Raw genomic sequence first — 16,209 nt, forward strand, 5'->3', positions numbered from 1 at the left:
ACGGACGTGGAAGCCCTCGATCTCACTGCCGAGCGGCTGCACCACCTCCAGGACGCGTTCACCAAAGCGGCCGACGACTCCCGCACCCGCGCGACCCGCTACGCCGAACCGGACGACGCCGACGCAGCGCACCCGGTGCGCCAAGACGACCAGCAGGCGCACCGCCCGCAGGAGCCCGGACCGCACCGCGGCCGGGAGGCCAGCCACTGAGTGCACCCGATGCCGCGCACCCGATGCCGTGGTGCGCACCGACGATGTCCGGCATCCACTCCACCGAGTGGAGTCCACCGGCCGGGAGTGGCCCACACCGTGCTCAGTATCCACTCCACCGAGTTCCGAGCTCAGACACGCTCTCGGACGGCGCCCTGGCCAGGTCCCACTCGGCGTCGCGAGAATCGTCCTTGACGACCAGCAGGCGCTGTCTCGCGTCACCGCGTCGGCCGCGGTTCCACAGCAGTACCCCGAACGGGCCCGATCTGCCTGACCGCAGGTCCAATGGGGACTCAATAGACGGTGCAACTCGACTGTTGTGATGGTTACGTGTGGGGCGGGGGCCCAACGGCACGTCCGGAAACCATGAAGACAACAACGCCACTTCGTTGATGCGGCGCATGCCCTCTGTCTGCATCGTTGCGGGGTGGTGGTGCGACACGCCCTCGTTGGAGTGATTGCCCAGTAGGCGCGGTGGGTGCGGTTTAGAACGGGGCAGGGCGCTGTCACGTTGTTGGGTGCGTGAGTGCCTGACAGCGTGCTGGGGTGTGGCCGGCCCGGGTGTCGGTCTGGGTCAGGCTGTTGCGGGCAGGCCGGCGATGCCGGTGATGTGGTCCCAGATGGCGAAGCGGATGATCATCTCGGCTCGGTAGTGGGTAGCGGACAGGCTGTGGCGGTGGGGTCGGAAGTGGGGTGAGATCCCGCTGAACGCGGCGAGGAATCTCTGCGCTCCGCCGGTGCTGCGGAAGCCTTTCATGGCCCGTTCGCGCTGCCGGGTCGGTTGGTGGGAGTTCTCGGCCCGGTTGTTCAGGCCTTTGTGGGAGCGGTGCTCGACCGAGGGCATGACCTCGCGGTGGGCGGCTCCGTAGGAGCGGAGCTTGTCAGTGACGACCACCCGCGGCACCGTACCCGTCTTTGTGAGAAGGCCACGGAAGAACCGCCTGGCCGCGGCCTTGTCGCGTCGGTTCTGCACGAGGATGTCCAGCACGTTGCCGTCCTGGTCGACGGCCCGCCACAGGTATTTCTGCTCACCGTTGATCTTGATGAAGACCTCGTCGAGGTGCCACTTGTCGCCGGGATGAGGGCGCCGTCGGCGCAGGGAGTTGGCGTAGGCCTGCCCGAACTTCAGGCACCAGCGGCGGATGGTCTCGTAGGACACGACGACGCCGCGCTCCAGCATGAGCTCCTCGACCTCGCGGAAGCTGAGCGGAAACCGGAAGTACAGCCACACGCAGTGCGAGATGATCTCGACCGGGTACCGGTGCCCCTTGTACGACGGCGACGCGGACGACACGGGCGATCCCATCCAGACGCGGTCAACCACAAGATCATCCCACTCCGCTCAGTCAACGTGACAACGCCGGCCGGACCGCTCAAGGCCCTGCTGAACCGGTCCGCCGCCAGCCGCATCGAGGTCAGCCGGCGTCCGTTGTCGGTCTATGACGAGCTGACCGGCACCCGCCCCTTCACCACCAATTCGACGACGAGGGAAGCCCGTTGAGCCAGCTGGTCACCGCCCGCATCCGCAGCACGGCCGCCAAACTCGGCCTGCCCCACCTGGCCGAGAGCCTGAACCAGTACGCCGAGCGGGCCGAGGAGGGCAAGCTCGGCTACCTCGACTTCCTTGACCTGGTCCTGGCTGAAGAGCTTGCGGTCCGCGATGACCGGCGTTTCCGCCAGGGTCTGCGACTGTCGAAGCTGCCGCACCACAAGACGCTTGACGACTACGACTTCTCCTTCCAGCCCGAACTCGACCCGCGCAAGGTCAAGGACCTGGCCACCCTCTCGTTCATCGAGGCCAAGGCCAACGCAGCTCTGCTCGGCCCGCCGGGAGTGGGCAGGACACACCTGGCCGTCGCCCTGGCCGTCGCGGCCTGCCGGGCCGGGTTCTCGATCTACTTCACCACGCTCGACGACATGGTCCGCCAGCTGAAGACCGCCGAAGCCGCAGGCCGGCTGACCAGCAAGCTCCGTTCCTACCTGCGGCCCAGCGTCCTCGTCGTCGACGAGGTCGGCTACCAGCCCCTCGAACGCGCCGAGGCGAACCTGGTCTTCCAGGTGATCTCCAAGCGTTACGAGAAGGGCTCGATCATCCTGACCTCGAACAAGACCTTCAGCGAATGGGGCCAGGTCTTCGGCGACGAAGTCCTCGCCACCGCGATCCTCGACCGCCTCCTGCACCACTGCGACGTCATCGCGATCAACGGCCCCAGCTACCGGCTCAAGAACCGACTCGCCGCCATCGAGCGCGAGACCGACGTTGCCTGAGAGCTGAGCACGTTTATCTGTACTTGGCTGAGCACTTCAAGGAGTACGCGGACACCTGGTGTGGGGCGGATGCCGAGCGGCCCGAACTCGTCGAACGCGAAAACGCGGTCGGGTAAGCGAGCTGATCGGCCGCCCACCGTTCACGGAGGAACTCCCCTACATGCCGATCGGCTGGCTGTTCTGGCATTGCCTGGTCCGGCGGCGCCTCGGCAGCCTCTACATCGGCGGCGAGCCGGGTCGGTGGCGAAGTCGGCGGTGGTGACGTCGTGACCGCTCTCGGCGAACCGCCGGGCGAGGACGGAACCGAGATTGCTGGCGGCGATGATGCTGATCTTCACTAGTGCTCTTGGGATAGGGCTGAGTACGCATGGGCGGAAGGCGCTTCGAACTCGAATCTTCAGTGCGATGGCGGGAACCCTAGCCTCACTTCGAACTCGAAGCATGTACTTCGAGTTCGAAGCAGGTGGGTGGAGCGGTGCCATGACCGAACACGAGCCCCGCTGGCTGGACGAGTCGAGATGCGCACTGGGAACGGCTTTCTCACACCGCGAGCCTGATCGCTCGCATGGTCGACGCTCAACTCGGCGAAGCAGGCGGGGGCGCCCGGGTCCAGTACGAGATCCTCACTCGCATCCGCGGGAGCCCGGGGCGGCGACGCCGGAGGCCCGAGCTGGCCGAGCGAACCGTCTTCTCGCGCAGCGGAATGACCTACCAGGTCGCCCAGTTGGAGAATGCCGGACTGTTGCGTCGTGAGACCGAGCCCGAGGACGAACGCAGGGTGCTCGCGATCCCCACCGACGAGAGGCAGCGAGTCCTCGAAACCGCCGCCCCCGGCCATCCGGCCACGGTTCGTGAGGGCTTCGTGGACGTCCTCAGCCCCGAGTAGATCTCCCTGCTCGCCGACATCATGGACATCACCAGCGGCCACCTGCGCGCTATGTCCCGTCGCCCCGCCACGCAAGACCAAGGGCACCCCCTGGTAGTGGAAGAAATCGGGCGTGCCGTGGACGCTGCCGGAGCCAAGGCTGAGCGCTCCCATACCCAAGCCTGATCCGTGGCCGGGCTGGGCGGGTGAGCCACAGTGGGACGGGTTCCGGGCTCGGACCTTCGTCGACGCGGGCCAGATGGTGCTGCGCTCCAGGCGTGGCACGAGACGCCGTCGGCTTTTCTCTTGGTCTGGCTGGGTCGAGAACGCGCGATCGTTTCTGTTGTAGGCGGCCTGCCGGGCCAGGTCACCGAGCGTGACGTGGGCACCCCGGGGGGCGTACGCCTTCGCCGTGGCGAGTCCGATGCCGCGTGCGGCGCCGGTGACGGCGATGTCGGCGCTGCGCATTGTCGATGGCGGGGAATCTCATGCGCTGAGCTCCTGCCGGTCGATGGGGTGCATGACGGTGAAGTCGCGGGCGTCGAAACGTGCCACCTGTGTGCGGAGCCGGCCAGTGGACCAGGGCCAACTGAAGCTGTTGCGGCCGTTCACGTCGAGGTAGTAGCTCCGGCATCCGCCGGTGTTGTAGACGGTGCCCGCGAGGGCGGCCTGCAGTTCGGTGTTGTATGCGGTCTGCACGTCGCGGCGTACCTCGACCGACGCCCACCCCTCGGCGCGTGCTGAGCGGATTGCGCCGAAGGCGAGATCGAGCTGGGCTTCGAGGATGGTGAACGCGGAGCTGTGTCCGGTGCCCAGGCCGGGACCGAGAAGCAGAAACGTGTTGGGGAACCCGGCGGTGACGGTGCCGAGGTACGCCTCGGGGGAGCCCTGCCAGTGGTCGGCGAGAGAACGTCCGGCGCCGTCATGGATGAGGTTCGACAGGGGCATGTCGAGGATGTGAAAGCCTGTGCCGAGGATGATCGCGTCCACGTCGACACTGCTGCCGTCGGCGCCGAGCACGGTGGTGCCGTCCACCATGCGGACGGCGCAGGCGTGCACGTCCACATTCGGGCGGGTCAGGGCCGGGTAGTAGTGGTTGGAGAACAGGATGCGCTTGCAGCCGATGGTGTAGTCGGGGGTCAGTTTGCGGCGCAGTTCCCGGTCCCGCACGGTAGCGCGCAGGTGTGCGCGTGCCACGGCCTGTACGCCACGCAGCAGCGAGGGTCTGCGGAATCCGCGGCCCAGCATCTCCATGGCCCGGTACTCCACGGCAGCCACCGCGGCCCGGGCACCGGGCACGTGCCGCATCGCCCACCGCTCGGCCGCCGGTATGCGATGGTCCGGCTTGGGCAGCACCCACTGGGCAGTGCGCTGGAACAGGTGGAGCCGGTCGACCTGCGAGGCGATGGCCGGGACGAACTGCACGGCCGATGCCCCGGTGCCGAGCACCGCGACCCGCTTGCCGCGCAGGTCGTAGTCGTGATTCCAGCGCGCGGAGTGGAACACCTCGCCGGGAAACTCCACAAGGCCCGGGATGTCGGGTATGAGAGGCTCGTTCCACGGCCCGGCACCGGTGATCAGAAACCGGGCGGTGAACTCGCCGACATTGGTGCTGATCCGCCACCGTGCCGCGTCGGGCTGCCAGTGCGCCTCGACCATGCGCACGCCGAACCGGGTCTGCTCGCGCAGCCGGTGCCGGTCGGCGACCCCTTTCACATAGGCGAGGATTTCCGGCTGATGCGTGTACACCCTCGTCCAGTCCGGGTTCGGCGCGAACGAGTAGCTGTAGAGCCGGGACGGCACATCGCATTGGCAGCCGGGATAGGTGTTGGCCCGCCACGTGCCGCCGAAGTCGTCGGCAGCCTCGATGATCAGGAAGTCCCGGATCCCGGCCTCGCGCAACCGGACTCCCGCGCCGACCCCGGAGATGCCGGCGCCGATGACGACGACCTCGAACTGGGCGCTCATGCCGCGGTACTCCTGTCGATGGCTCGCTTAACACGGTCGGGCCCGGTACGCAGGGAGACGTCGAGGGTGGCCGGGCGGCGGGCGACGTCCATGAAGTTGAAGCCCATGACGGCCAGTTCCTCGGCGCCGGGCTCGATCCGGACAACGCGGGTCCCCCCTGCCCGGAGCAGGTGTTCCTCCGCGTCGAGGGTCCGGGTCATCCAGCGCCTGGCGACGCGTTCGAGGCGACTCAACCCGGTGGCGGGCGCGCCCCCGGACGTCGCCATCGGGGCGACGATCACGACCTCGTCCAGGCCGAGCGGGGCAACGAGGTCGGCCGACGTCGGCGACACCACCCCGCCGTCGAGGTAGGCGCGCCCGTCGATCCGTACGGGAGGAAACCAGCCCGGGATCGCCCACGACGCGGCCACCGCGCTGCCGATGTCGGCAACCGGGGCGTCGGGCGAACCGAACGCGACCCGCCTTCCGGAGCGCGCCTCGGTCGCCACCAGCCACGTACGTGACGAGGCGAGCCACGTGTGACCGTCCGCCAGCGCGGCGCCGAAGCCCCGCAGCCACCCCGCATTCCCACGGCCGCGCGGCAGGAGGCCCAGCAGCCCCGAGCCGAGCGGGATACGGCCCCGGGCTGCCGCCGCCGCCAGCCCGGCGCCCGGCAGTCCCGGCCACGGAACCGGTGGCAGGGCTCCCGGGTGCGTGCCGACGTGCTGCAGGAGCAGCGGGTCCGCGTCGGACCGGCCCTGCAGTGCCGCAAGCAGGTCGGAGATCGACCGGCCGGACCCGAGCGCGGACACGACCTCCGCCCCCGCCGACGTCCCCACCAGCACCTCTGCCGTGCGGGCATCCCAGTCAAGCTGCTCCTCGACCGCAGCCAGGGCAGCAACCGCCCAAGCGAAGCCGAGGGTGCCGCCGCACCCGACGACCAGCCCGCGTCGTGGACACTCCAACATAAATTCTCCCGGTATTTGAATTCCAAGGGGATCCGAAAGCTAGCGGTATCCTCCGAGGGTGGCAAGACTGACCCGGGCCGAGAGCCAGGCCCGCACCCGCGAACACGTCCTCGACACCGCGTACGCGCTCTTCCTGGGCGACGGCTTCACGGCGTCGTCAATGGAGCGTGTCGCCCAGGCGGCGGGCTACTCGAAGGGGGCGGTGTACTCCAACTTCGCCACCAAGAACGAGCTGTGCTTGGCCGTGCTCGACCGCATCGCCGCGGAACAGGTGACACAGCTGGCCGCCGCGATGGGCGACGCGCCCCGCTTCGAGAACCGGATCGCAGGATTCGCCCGCTGGGCCGAAGAGACCATCGGCGACAGCTCGTGGACCTCGCTGGAAGTCGAGTTCGCCACCGCCAACCGCCGCGACACGCAGGTGTGCCAGCAGCTCGCCCAGCGTCGGCGCACCGTCACCGACGCGCTCGCGAACCTGATTCGGGCGCAGGCGGACGAACTCGGCATCACACCTGCCCTGCCCGCCGACACCGCCGCCCTGACCCTGCTCAGCCTCGGTATCGGGCTCGGCGTCCAGCGCGCCTTCGACCCGACTGTCCCGGTGCAGCCCCTCGTCGACCTGCTGCGCAGCGTCTTGAACGGGCACCCCTGAGGGGGCCGATGCTGCTGCGCTGCCGGTTGCGGGGACGCGGCTGGAAGGGACGGCTCGCAGGCAAGCCGTGTTGCCGAGGGACCGCTGGGCCGTTCCGGCGCACCGGCATCCGCCTCATACGGGACCACCTCCGCCTGCCCCTCCAACATCGCCACTCGCGGCAAGGTCCAACCTGGACTTTACGGGCGTCACTTTCGGCGGCGGAGATTTCAGCGGGGCGACGTTCTCATGCGGCACAGTCGACTTCTGCCGGGAGGCGTTCTCCGGGGACACCGTCTACTTCCGCGAGGCAAGGTAGCGTCGGCATCAGGAAGTCCACTTCGGTTCGGTCGATCCAACGTCATGTCACGCGAAGCGCCACACGGCCAGGGCCCGGCCGCCTCCCCCGGCACCGAGGCACCCACCGAACGAACGGCCCGGGGTCGGTGTGACGGTGCGGGCGACCGCCCCGGCCGTCGCGAGAGCGGCTGAGGAAGCACCACGGTGAGGAGCAGGCCCTGCCGACCGGGGCAGTGTGCAAGTGGGACGATCCGCTGACCCGCGCCGGCCGTGCGGTGTGGACAGGGCGGGGCGACGTCTTCGCGGTGCACGCGGCCGGCAACCATCCCGGGCCGCACAGCCTGCCAGTACCACCGTGGCCGCTCACCGAGTCGGAGGGTGTCGAGGCTTCGTTGGGCCTGGTACGACAGAGCCCCTCCGCCCGCAGCGCTCGAACGCCACGCCACGTCGATGGGTGATCTGCTGTGTGTCAGTGGCGCTCGATAGCCTCTGCAGTATGGGAACTTACGATGACAAGTCGCGTGACTATGACCGTCGCGCCGGTCAGGCGCTAGTCGCCTTCTACAACCTGGCCAAGGCTGGGGGCGGGCATAGCGGGGAAGCGGTCGCGCCTGCATACCGCGACCTGCTGGATGCGGCTGAGTCCACGTTCCGAGCGGGTGTCGAGACGGGTGACCTGGAGAAGGCCAAGGCCGGCTGGGACGAGCTCGTCGACGTGACTGCGCACATCGCGCACGCCAACGCCCGAGTTGGGACGGTGCTGCTGGCGACGGCGGTGAATCGCCTGGGGGAGACACCGGAGGAGGTCGTCGCCCAGGTCATGGTGGAAGTGGAGAAGCACAGTTCCTAACCCCCGGCGGCAGAACCCGTCAGCCATGACTGTGGATCTACCCTCGTGGGATGTCTAAACGCCTCGTCCCCGGCAACTGAGTGACACTGTTGGCGAACTCAGTTCACGGGATGCGTTCACTGGGAGGCGGATAGTCTGCCTCCATGGGTTCGGGTGAGGGTGCCGAGGGCATCGGCACGGATCTTGACAGTCAGGGCTGGGGTGCCACGCGCTCATGGGTGGAGAAGGGGCTGTCCGAGGCGGAGCGCATCGAGAAGGTGGTGCGGCGGCGCGGCGGCTGGACGTCGGAGATGCGACTGGCCGAGGGCAAGACCCTGGCCGCGATCGGCCGTGAACTGCGGCTCGACCACTCCACCGTGCGCCGCTTCGCCGCAGCCTCGGCGAACTCCTGGTCCAGAGCATTAACCGGGCGACGCTCCTGGACGAGCACAAGCCCTACCTGCACCAGCGGCGGACGGACGGCTGCCCCATCATTCCCCAACTCGGGGTGCCGTTAACGAGTGGCGAACGAAGTGACAAGTAGCACTCTGTAGTCAATGTGGCGGTCGGTCGCTGGCTCGGGGTGAGGACCCAAAGCAGTGAATAGCGGTAGCAGTGATTCCGCTTCGAGGTTGGCGTATCGAACTTCTAGGTTCTGACGCCTCGTCAAGGGGTTGCCGGATTTACTGCGGCAGATCTCCTACCGTGATCACCGCGACCTGCGGCGGGCCATCACGGCCGCCAGGGCGAGGTATACGCATTTACTGCGGCAGTGCCGGAAGGGCGGGGCGGATATGGCGATCGCACCAGTGGCCGAGTTCGGGAGCGAGGGCGCGCTTCGGCTGCCGCGCGCCCGGGTGGTGTCCTTGTCCGCCCCGCCGTCGTCGTACGCCGCGGCGGTCGAGCGATACCTCACCGGCGCGGGCATCGCGAAGTCCTCCGCGCGGATCTACCGGATCTCGCTGACGACATGAGGGTGGATGCTCACCGGCGAACCGGCGCCGACCGGACCCGCCCGCCGGGGCGCGAAGCCGCCCGTCTTCCTTGTCGCCGCGATCGACGACCCGGCGCTGCCGGAGGTGCTGGCCGAGCTGGCGGCGGCGCGGGCGGACGAGATGGACGCCGACACCGTCAACCGGGAGTTGTCCATCGCGCGCAAGGCGATCGGCTGGTGGCAGCGCCAGGGCTGGATCGAAGGCGATCCGACGATCGACATCGAGCGGCGGCCGGCACCACCGGACCGCACCAAAGCCCTGGCGGAGAACTAGGGATCGTCTTCAAAGGTCAGAGCCAGAGCAGGATCGAGGCGATGGTGACGGCAGCGTGGTAGGACTCGCGGGTCTTGTCGTAGCGGGTGGCCAGCCCGCGCCACTGCTTGAGACGGTTGAAGCAGCGCTCGACGACGTTGCGGCGGCGGTAGACGCACCGGTCGAGGCCGGGCGGCCGGCCGCCGCGTGTGCCGCGGTTCAGTCGGCCAAGGACCTGGTCGACGCGTTCGGGGATCGTGTGCGGGATGCCTCGTCGGCGCAGGTAGGCGCGGATCTTCCGAGAGCTGTAGCCCTTGTCGGCAACCACATGGTCGGGCCGGGTCCGCGGACGCCCGGGCCCGACTCTGGGCACGCTGATCGAGCCCATCACCTCCTCGAAGCGGGTGCAGTCGTTGGTGTTGCCGCCGGATAAGACGAAGCCGAGGGGGCGGCCGAGTCCGTCGCAGGCCAGGTGGACTTTCGTGCTCAGTCCGCCACGGGATCGACCGAGGGCGTGATCACCCGCTTCGTCCCTGTCGACTGCCCCCTTTTGCCGCCGGCGGCATGCTGATGAGCCCGCACGATGGTGGAGTCGACCGACACCAGCCAGTCGATGTCTCCGGCCGCGTCCTTCTCCGCCTGGATCGCCCGCAGCATGCGTGAGAACGTGCCGTCCAGCGCCCACCTGCGGAACCGCGTGTACAAGGTCTGCCAGGAACCATAACGTTCCGGCACATCACGCCAGGCCGAGCCGGTCCGCAGCTTCCACACGATCCCGTTCAGGACCACCCGGTCGTCCGAACGGGGCCGCCCAGCAGTCCCCGAGCTCGGCAACAACCGCGACAACACAGCCCACTCGGCATCCGAAAGCTCATGACGACGCACCACGACAAGCATGATCCCTCATCACCTGGCCACCTTTGAAGACGATCTCTAGGGCCTGTTTCATAAGTGGATCAAGGTCTGCCATGATCCACTCGTGGGGCGTGGCTATCTGACGCGTACGCGCCGCGTTGCGGGGCCGTTGAGCGCACGGAGGCGGGCTATCCACAGGCCGGAACGCGATCAGCGTTTTCTTCGTACGCTGCTGCCCGAGTCGATCACACGGGGGTGTGCGGGATGCGGTACGACGTAGTGGAGGAGCTCGCGGAGGAGGTCATGGGGCGCCTGCCGGACGACCGGGCCCGGCGGGAGGTGATGGCGCTCGTGGAGGTCGCGCGGATGGATCCGCGGGGCCCGATGTGAGTGACCCGGACTCCGTGGAGGATCCGTGAGGCGTTCGGCCGTCGGTGCTGGATCCAGTTCGGTTCGGCGAGACGCTGTGCGCGGTGAACCAGATGTTGCGCCGACGACGTTGGGACGAGAGGCACGCCCGCGTGTCGCCCACCGATCAGCGGGGCGACGACTTGTACCCCTCTCTCCCGTCCCAGGAAAATTCCCCATGCCTCGTTCCCGTCGTTTCTTCCTGCGCCGCAGAAAGAGGGTGACGCCCGCTGCCCTCCCCGCTGGCACGGCCTCACTGTTGCTCTCCGGACCGCTCCGGCCGGGGCGGCCAGTGCCTCCGGGCAGGATCCGTCAAGCACAGGCGTCGCTGTTGAGCCTCACGCACCACGAGCTGGTGGTGATCGCGTACGGGTCGGGGCTGGTCCGTCCGCGGGCGGAGTGAGCCGAGCCCGGCCGTAGGTCAGGAAGGCGCGCCGTGGCCGCAGCCCTCGCCCGGGCCGGAGACACCGGCTCCGCCGTCGCACCGCTGCGTATCCTGTGCCCTGGACTCGAACAACTTTACGCGGGAAGGAATTTCGGACGGTGCCTCTGCACAGGGACGACCCGAAGTCGGTCGGCGGGTACAGGCTGATGGACCGGCTCGGCGCCGGGGGCATGGGAGCCGTCTACCGGGCCAGATCGCGCTCGGGCCGTGAGGTCGCCGTCAAGGTAGTGCACGCCCAGTACGCCGAGGACGTCGTCTTCCGTGCCCGGTTCCGGCAGGAGATCGAGGCCGTCCGCAAAGTGAGCGGCGTCTTCACCGCACCGGTGGTGGATGCCGACCCGGAGGCGCCGCGGCCGTGGATGGCGACTCAGTACGTGCCCGGCCGTTCGCTCGCCGAGCGGATCCGCGACCAGGGCGCGCTCCGCGGCGGCGAACTGCGGCGACTGGCGCTGGGGCTGGTGGAGGCACTGCGGGACATCCACCGGGCCGGCGTGGTGCACCGGGACCTGAAACCGGGTAACGTCCTGATGGCCGAGGACGGTCCCCGAGTTATCGACTTCGGCATCTCCCGCGCGGCGGAAAACCACCTCACCCTCACCGAGACCGGCCAGATGATCGGCACCGCGCCGTTCATGTCCCCGGAGCAGTTCACCGACGCCCGCACGGTCGGGCCGGCCTCGGATGTCTTCTCACTCGGCGCGCTGCTGGTCTATGCCAGGACCGGGCGCGGGCCCTTCGACGCCGACAGCCCCTATGTGACGGCCTACCGGGTGGTCCACAACGAGCCCGTGCTGGAGGGGGTCGAGCAGCCGTTGCGCGGCATCCTGGAGCGCTGTCTGGCCAAAAAGGCCGCGGACCGGCCGGACCTGGAGGAACTGGCCCGGGAGTTCGCCGAAGCCCTGCCGGAGACGGACGCGGGCGACGCGCACACGGTGACGTTGCGCTCGGGCACCCCGGTCACCGGGCGGGAGCGCGCCGGGGCGGGCGCCGGACCGGGGAACGAGGGCCGGCCCGGCCGGCGACGCGGTCGCCTCCGCCCCCTGTGGGCCGCTACCGGCACGGTCGGCGCGCTGGCCCTCGGGCTGACGGCCTATCTGCTGGTCGGGCCGGAGCGGGCGCAGGACGGGGCCAGCGCCCCGCCCGACGGCTGGCGACCCTGGCGGACGACCATGCACGAGACCGCCGCCCACGGGGCGAGGACCTCGCTGAAAGGGAGCGTCGTGACCGACGTCGGGCCGTATTGCCAGGCGTACGAGGGCGCCGTCTACTGCGGAGGCGACGGGGTGCTTCCGGTGCGCCTGAACGGCCTTACCGGCGAGACGGTCTGGCGCGCCGCCATCGCACCGCCCGGCGCCACCAGGGAGTCGTACTCCACAGTTCTCCTGGGTGTCCATGGCGGGACGATGGTCGTCCAGCAGGTCCTCACCAGCGACAGCTACGCGGCCAGTGTCGTGGCCCTCGACACCGCGAGCGGCGCGCGGCTGTGGACCCGTCCGGTTACCGAGACGACAGGCAACACGCTCTTTTGGGGCGACCTGGTCGTGATCCCGAACGCCGACGGCCGGTCGGTGACCGCCCGTTCCGCCCGGACCGGCGCCGGGCGCTGGACGGCCCTCCTGCCCGCAGGCTACTACTGCGGGTTCGTCGAGGCGGGCGGCACCCTGTATGCGCAGTGCATCCCCGAGAAGGACGATCCCAAGGACTTCGTGGTGCTCGCGTTCGACTCGGCGGACGGTTCGACGAGGCGGCTGGCGGCCCCGTACAACAGCGGCCTCGCCGGTACCTTCGACGGCCGGCTGCTGTTCCTGGTGCAGGGCGGGGACGACGAGAACGCGCCGGACGCCCCGTACGTCCGGATCGAGCTGGTGGACCCTCGCACCGGCGCCCGCAGCACCACGAAACTGACGAAGGAGTACGTGGGCGAGGTGACGCTGGCCGACGGCACTCTGTGGTTCGCCTCGCCCAGCGGCGAGGTGACCGCCGTGTCGCCCGGCACGGGAAAGCCGCTGTGGCGGACTCAGACCAACCTGGAACAGCCCGGTGAGGTCCGGTACGACCGGCGGACCCGTGCCCTGTACCTGGCCAGCGCCAGTGGCCGGGTGGCGGCCCTCGACCGGGCGGGGACGCTGCTGTGGGAGACGCTGCCCCGGGTCGAGCGGGCGTCCGGCGGCTGGGTCGACCACTCGCTGCTGCTCCAGGACGGCACGCTAGTGGTGGTCACCCCCGACGGCACGGTCTTCAGCCTCGACCCCGCTCACCCCGAGCGGAAATCCGCCTCGGGGTGAGCGGGGCCGGGAGCCCGGCCCCGGCAGCGCCAGCCTCGCGAACGCCTCGGTCTCCCGGTCGACCTCGATGCGGTTGACCAGGTTGCCCTCGGCGAGGGACTCCAGGATCCATACCAGGTGCGGCAGATCGATGCGGTTCATCGTCGAGCAGAAGCAGACCGTCTTGTCGCGAAAGACGATCTCCTTGCCCTCCGGCGCGAAACGGTTCGCCAGCCGGCGGACCAGGTTCAGATCCTGCCCCGATGGCCCACTTGGAACCGGCTGGGGCCGCCTCCAGCGCCTTGATGATGTACTCGGTCGAGCCGACCCAGTCCGCCGCCTCCACCACCTCGTGCTTGCACTCCGGGTGGACCAGGACGTTCACGTTCACTAAGGCGACGCGTTCTTCGAGGCAGGCGGGAACGCGAGCGCTGAGGCGCAGCCGTGCCTGGCGCCATGCGGCTCGTCCGCCTGCAGGGCGGCGAGCCGGTCCCGTACCTGCTGTGCGGTGTGGAGCAGCGACTGCCGTTCGGCGTCATCGAGCGCGCGGATCCAGTCCGGTCGTGCGGCCTCCCGCTCGCCCATGGCCAGACGGGTGTCGCCCATGCGCATCAGCACGCCGACGACGTTCCTGTGGTCCCCAGTTCGTCGAACGCCTTCATCGCCCGCCGGTAGGTGGCCATCGCCTCCTCGTACCGGCCGAGCAGACGGAGTGCGTGGGCCAGAACGTCCCGGCCCTGCGCCTCCTGCCACCGTGCGTCCAGACGCCGGAACAGGGCGATGGCCTCCTCGCTGTAGGCGAGGCTACTTTCGGGCTGTCCCGTCTTGGAACGCAACCAGGCGAGTTCGACGAGGCACTCGGACACCCACAGTTCGTTCCCTGTCTCCGGGACAGTGCCAGGCCTCGCTCGGAGAACGCCAGGGCCTCCCGGAACCGGCCGAGTTGCCGACTGCCCCAAGGTCTCTGCAGATCCATGGGCGACGGGGCCGTTCCCGCCTATCGCGGCCCCGACGGTTCGGCCGGTCGATTCGGCAGAGCCTGGGCATTCTTGGCGGCGGCTGCCGCGATGGTTGCCAGGTCTTCGCCCGAGAAGCCGGCGCGGCTCAGCACCGCCAGAGATTTGTTCGTCGCCAGCGTGCACAACGCCAGCTCTGCCGCCTCCTGCTCACCGGCCCCCGCCGCCAGCAACGCCTGCTCCAGCATCGCCCGCAAACCGTCGATCATGGCGCGGACCATCGCCCGGCCCTCCGCGTCGAGGGCCGGGAACTGCGTTGCCGACACCGTGAGCAGGCAGCCATCCGGGACCGTCGGGTCGGCGATGCGGTTCAGGGCGACCTGCAGGTAGGCGGTCACAACGGCGCTCGGGCTCGGGTGGGGGCCGGACAGTGCCTGCTCGTACAGCGGGTGGTAGGTCTGCGCGTACCGTTGGAGGCTTTTCCGGAAGAGGGCGCTCTTGTCGCCGAAGGTGCCGTAGAGCGAGCCCCGGCCCAGGCCCGTGCCCTCGGTCAGGCGATCGATCGAGGCCTCCGAATAACCCCAGCGCCAGAAGACGTGCATCGCACGTCGTAGCGCCTCGTCCACGTCGAATTGCTTGCGGCCTGCCATGGTCCGTCAGTCTACACATCTTGTACCGATCATTCAAGGATGTGTATGGTCGCCAGCATGACAAGCTTGAGTTCGTTACGGCTGCCTGACGGGTTTCTTGACGTCTTCACCAGCCGGCTCGTGGAGGTGAACGGACTGCGGCTGCACGCGGTCACCGGCGGGGACGGCCCGGCGCTGCTGCTGATCGGCGGGTGGCCCCAGACCTGGTACGCCTGGCGGGAGGTGATGCCCGCGCTCGCCCGCCAGCACACCGTCGTCGCCGTCGACTCGCGCGGAGCCGGGCTCTCCGACAAGCCCGACGACGGTTACGACGCCGGCACGCTGGCCGCCGATCTGGTCGCGTTGATGGCCGCGCTCGGGCACGACCGGTTCGACGTGGTCGGCCACGACATCGGTACGTGGACCGGATACGCCCTCGCCGCCGATCACCCCGAGCGGGTGGGCCGGCTCGGCATCCTCGAAGCAGTGATCCCCGGTCTCACGCCGTCCCCGCCGTTCTTCGGCCCGGCCGCGGTCAACCTGAAACTCTGGCAGTTCGGCTTCAACCGGCTCACCGACATCAACGAGGAACTGGTCCGGGGACGGGAGCGGCTCTTCTTCGGCTACCAGTTCTCCACCAAGGCCGCCACCCCGGACGCGATCCCCGCGTACGCCGTCGACGTCTACGTCGACGCGATCGCCGCGGATCCTCGCGCGCTGCGGGCGAGCTTCGCGTACTACCGGGCGCTGGACGAGACGATCGCGCAGAACGAGCAGCGCAGCAAGACCCGGCTGACGCTGCCGGTGCTCGCCGTCGGCGGCGCGCTGTGGAGCGGCGCGAATGCCGCCCAGACGATGCGGCTGGCGGCCGACGACGTCACGGGGGTCGTCCTCGACGACTGCGGCCACTACCCGGCCGAGGAGCAGCCGGCGCGGTTTGTCGAGATCCTGGAGGACTTTCTCGCGGCCAACCGGTAGCAGGCACGCCACACGGTGAACTTCGCGAACGACAGACGAAACTTCACGAACTCCGCTACGTCGTCGAGCAGGCCTTCGCCCTCTCCACCAGTTCGAACGCCTCGCCATCCGAGGGGAACGACGCCTCGAACTCCACGACGCCTTCGTCTCCCTGACACTCAGCCTCACCTGCTGACGACGCCTCAAGAAGGCCCACCCAGGACCCTTTACGAGCTCTTGCTGCCGCCATTCGCTGCTCGTCCACAGGGCAGCGGGACGGCTCCGTGTGATGAGCGGGCCGTGTTCACTGCCGTGGTGTACGTGCGTACTGACCAGCGGTTGCGCAGGGCGGCATCAAAGAGACAGAACCTAAGGGCTGTCCCGTAACGATCTTGGAGTTGGGAGGGGCAAGGTCGGCTGCTCCGGCTGG

The 16,209-nt window shown here is 69.0% G+C and carries 19 protein-coding genes and 1 pseudogene; 12 read left to right on the top strand and 8 right to left on the bottom strand.

Going from position 1 to position 16,209, the window contains the following annotated elements:
* Positions 1-6: 6 nt before the first annotated feature.
* Positions 7-210 carry a hypothetical protein gene (locus IEY89_RS41270; protein ID WP_229695647.1) on the top strand — a complete coding sequence of 68 codons (204 nt, stop codon included), beginning with the start codon at positions 7-9 and terminating at the stop codon, positions 208-210.
* Between the two features lie 574 nt (positions 211-784).
* Here the strand turns inward: IEY89_RS41270 and IEY89_RS37170 are convergent.
* On the bottom strand, positions 785-1,516 hold the full coding sequence (locus tag IEY89_RS37170) for an IS6 family transposase (protein WP_189151958.1): 732 nt from the start codon (positions 1,514-1,516) through the stop codon (positions 785-787).
* A gap of 45 nt (positions 1,517-1,561) precedes the next feature.
* Between IEY89_RS37170 and IEY89_RS37175 the strand changes: the two genes are divergently transcribed.
* From IEY89_RS37175 to IEY89_RS37185, 3 genes are all read left to right on the top strand, one after another.
* Positions 1,562-1,711 carry a hypothetical protein gene (locus tag IEY89_RS37175; protein WP_425579468.1) on the top strand — a complete coding sequence of 50 codons (150 nt, stop codon included), beginning with the start codon at positions 1,562-1,564 and terminating at the stop codon, positions 1,709-1,711.
* Positions 1,708-2,478, top strand: coding sequence for an IS21-like element helper ATPase IstB (gene istB / locus IEY89_RS37180; protein WP_189151959.1), 771 nt, complete (start codon positions 1,708-1,710; stop codon positions 2,476-2,478). The genes IEY89_RS37175 and istB overlap by 4 nt, the downstream gene beginning before the upstream one ends.
* Before the next feature lie 565 nt (positions 2,479-3,043).
* Complete coding sequence (locus IEY89_RS37185) at positions 3,044-3,364, top strand: MarR family winged helix-turn-helix transcriptional regulator (RefSeq protein ID WP_189151960.1); 321 nt, start codon at positions 3,044-3,046, stop codon at positions 3,362-3,364.
* 465 nt (positions 3,365-3,829) lie between these two features.
* Here the strand turns inward: IEY89_RS37185 and IEY89_RS37190 are convergent, their stop codons facing one another.
* Together IEY89_RS37190 and IEY89_RS37195 are read right to left on the bottom strand one after the other, a co-directional pair.
* Positions 3,830-5,311: a flavin-containing monooxygenase gene (locus IEY89_RS37190; RefSeq protein ID WP_189151961.1), complete on the bottom strand. Its 1,482-nt coding sequence runs from the start codon at positions 5,309-5,311 to the stop codon at positions 3,830-3,832.
* The gene (locus IEY89_RS37195) at positions 5,308-6,258 is read right to left on the bottom strand and encodes a patatin-like phospholipase family protein (RefSeq protein WP_189151962.1); all 951 of its coding nucleotides are present in this window, start codon (positions 6,256-6,258) and stop codon (positions 5,308-5,310) included. The genes IEY89_RS37190 and IEY89_RS37195 overlap by 4 nt, the downstream gene beginning before the upstream one ends.
* A gap of 58 nt (positions 6,259-6,316) precedes the next feature.
* Here IEY89_RS37195 and IEY89_RS37200 point away from each other — a divergent pair, with 58 nt between their 5' ends.
* The 5 genes from IEY89_RS37200 to IEY89_RS37220 all read left to right on the top strand — a co-directional run bounded on the left by IEY89_RS37200 (position 6,317) and on the right by IEY89_RS37220 (position 9,286).
* Positions 6,317-6,910, top strand: a complete 594-nt coding sequence (locus IEY89_RS37200) for a TetR/AcrR family transcriptional regulator (RefSeq protein ID WP_189151963.1) — start codon at positions 6,317-6,319, stop codon at positions 6,908-6,910.
* Between the two features lie 775 nt (positions 6,911-7,685).
* Entirely contained in the window at positions 7,686-8,039 is a 354-nt protein-coding gene (locus IEY89_RS37205) for a hypothetical protein (RefSeq protein WP_189151964.1), read from the top strand.
* A gap of 143 nt (positions 8,040-8,182) precedes the next feature.
* Complete coding sequence (locus IEY89_RS41775) at positions 8,183-8,536, top strand: hypothetical protein (RefSeq protein WP_308437484.1); 354 nt, start codon at positions 8,183-8,185, stop codon at positions 8,534-8,536.
* 276 nt (positions 8,537-8,812) lie between these two features.
* Positions 8,813-8,992, top strand: coding sequence for a hypothetical protein (locus IEY89_RS37215; protein WP_189151965.1), 180 nt, complete (start codon positions 8,813-8,815; stop codon positions 8,990-8,992).
* A gap of 6 nt (positions 8,993-8,998) precedes the next feature.
* Positions 8,999-9,286 (top strand): alpha/beta hydrolase, encoded by a 288-nt coding sequence (locus tag IEY89_RS37220; RefSeq protein WP_229695648.1) that lies wholly within the window; start codon positions 8,999-9,001, stop codon positions 9,284-9,286.
* 16 nt (positions 9,287-9,302) lie between these two features.
* Here IEY89_RS37220 and IEY89_RS37225 read toward each other — a convergent pair.
* Positions 9,303-10,150 (bottom strand): IS5 family transposase gene (locus IEY89_RS37225; protein WP_373287341.1). Its coding sequence is split into 2 segments (ribosomal slippage): positions 9,303-9,787 and positions 9,787-10,150, totalling 849 coding nucleotides; the frame shifts between segments, so codons are not numbered across the junction.
* A 234-nt stretch (positions 10,151-10,384) separates the two neighbouring features.
* Here IEY89_RS37225 and IEY89_RS41605 point away from each other — a divergent pair.
* A complete protein-coding gene (locus tag IEY89_RS41605; protein ID WP_268240791.1) occupies positions 10,385-10,510 on the top strand; it encodes a hypothetical protein in 126 nt (41 codons plus the stop codon).
* A gap of 561 nt (positions 10,511-11,071) precedes the next feature.
* Positions 11,072-13,258 (top strand): protein kinase domain-containing protein, encoded by a 2,187-nt coding sequence (locus tag IEY89_RS37235; protein WP_189151966.1) that lies wholly within the window; start codon positions 11,072-11,074, stop codon positions 13,256-13,258.
* A gap of 24 nt (positions 13,259-13,282) precedes the next feature.
* On the opposite strand, the pseudogene nadA reads toward IEY89_RS37235, so the two are convergent.
* The 4 genes and pseudogenes from nadA to IEY89_RS37250 all read right to left on the bottom strand — a co-directional run.
* Positions 13,283-13,625, bottom strand: a pseudogene (gene nadA / locus IEY89_RS37240) (quinolinate synthase NadA); the annotation flags it as partial.
* Positions 13,626-13,627: 2 nt separating this feature from the next.
* Entirely contained in the window at positions 13,628-13,855 is a 228-nt protein-coding gene (locus tag IEY89_RS41275) for a hypothetical protein (RefSeq protein ID WP_229695649.1), read from the bottom strand.
* Positions 13,849-14,103 carry a tetratricopeptide repeat protein gene (locus IEY89_RS41280; protein WP_229695650.1) on the bottom strand — a complete coding sequence of 85 codons (255 nt, stop codon included), beginning with the start codon at positions 14,101-14,103 and terminating at the stop codon, positions 13,849-13,851. The genes IEY89_RS41275 and IEY89_RS41280 overlap by 7 nt, the downstream gene beginning before the upstream one ends.
* Before the next feature lie 131 nt (positions 14,104-14,234).
* On the bottom strand, positions 14,235-14,843 hold the full coding sequence (locus tag IEY89_RS37250) for a TetR/AcrR family transcriptional regulator (protein WP_189151967.1): 609 nt from the start codon (positions 14,841-14,843) through the stop codon (positions 14,235-14,237).
* 57 nt (positions 14,844-14,900) lie between these two features.
* Here IEY89_RS37250 and IEY89_RS37255 point away from each other — a divergent pair, with 57 nt between their 5' ends.
* Positions 14,901-15,800: an alpha/beta fold hydrolase gene (locus tag IEY89_RS37255; RefSeq protein ID WP_189151968.1), complete on the top strand. Its 900-nt coding sequence runs from the start codon at positions 14,901-14,903 to the stop codon at positions 15,798-15,800.
* Positions 15,801-16,209: the final 409 nt, after the last annotated feature.

The organism is Streptomyces lacrimifluminis (assembly GCF_014646095.1).
GTDB lineage: Bacteria > Actinomycetota > Actinomycetes > Streptomycetales > Streptomycetaceae > Streptomyces > Streptomyces lacrimifluminis.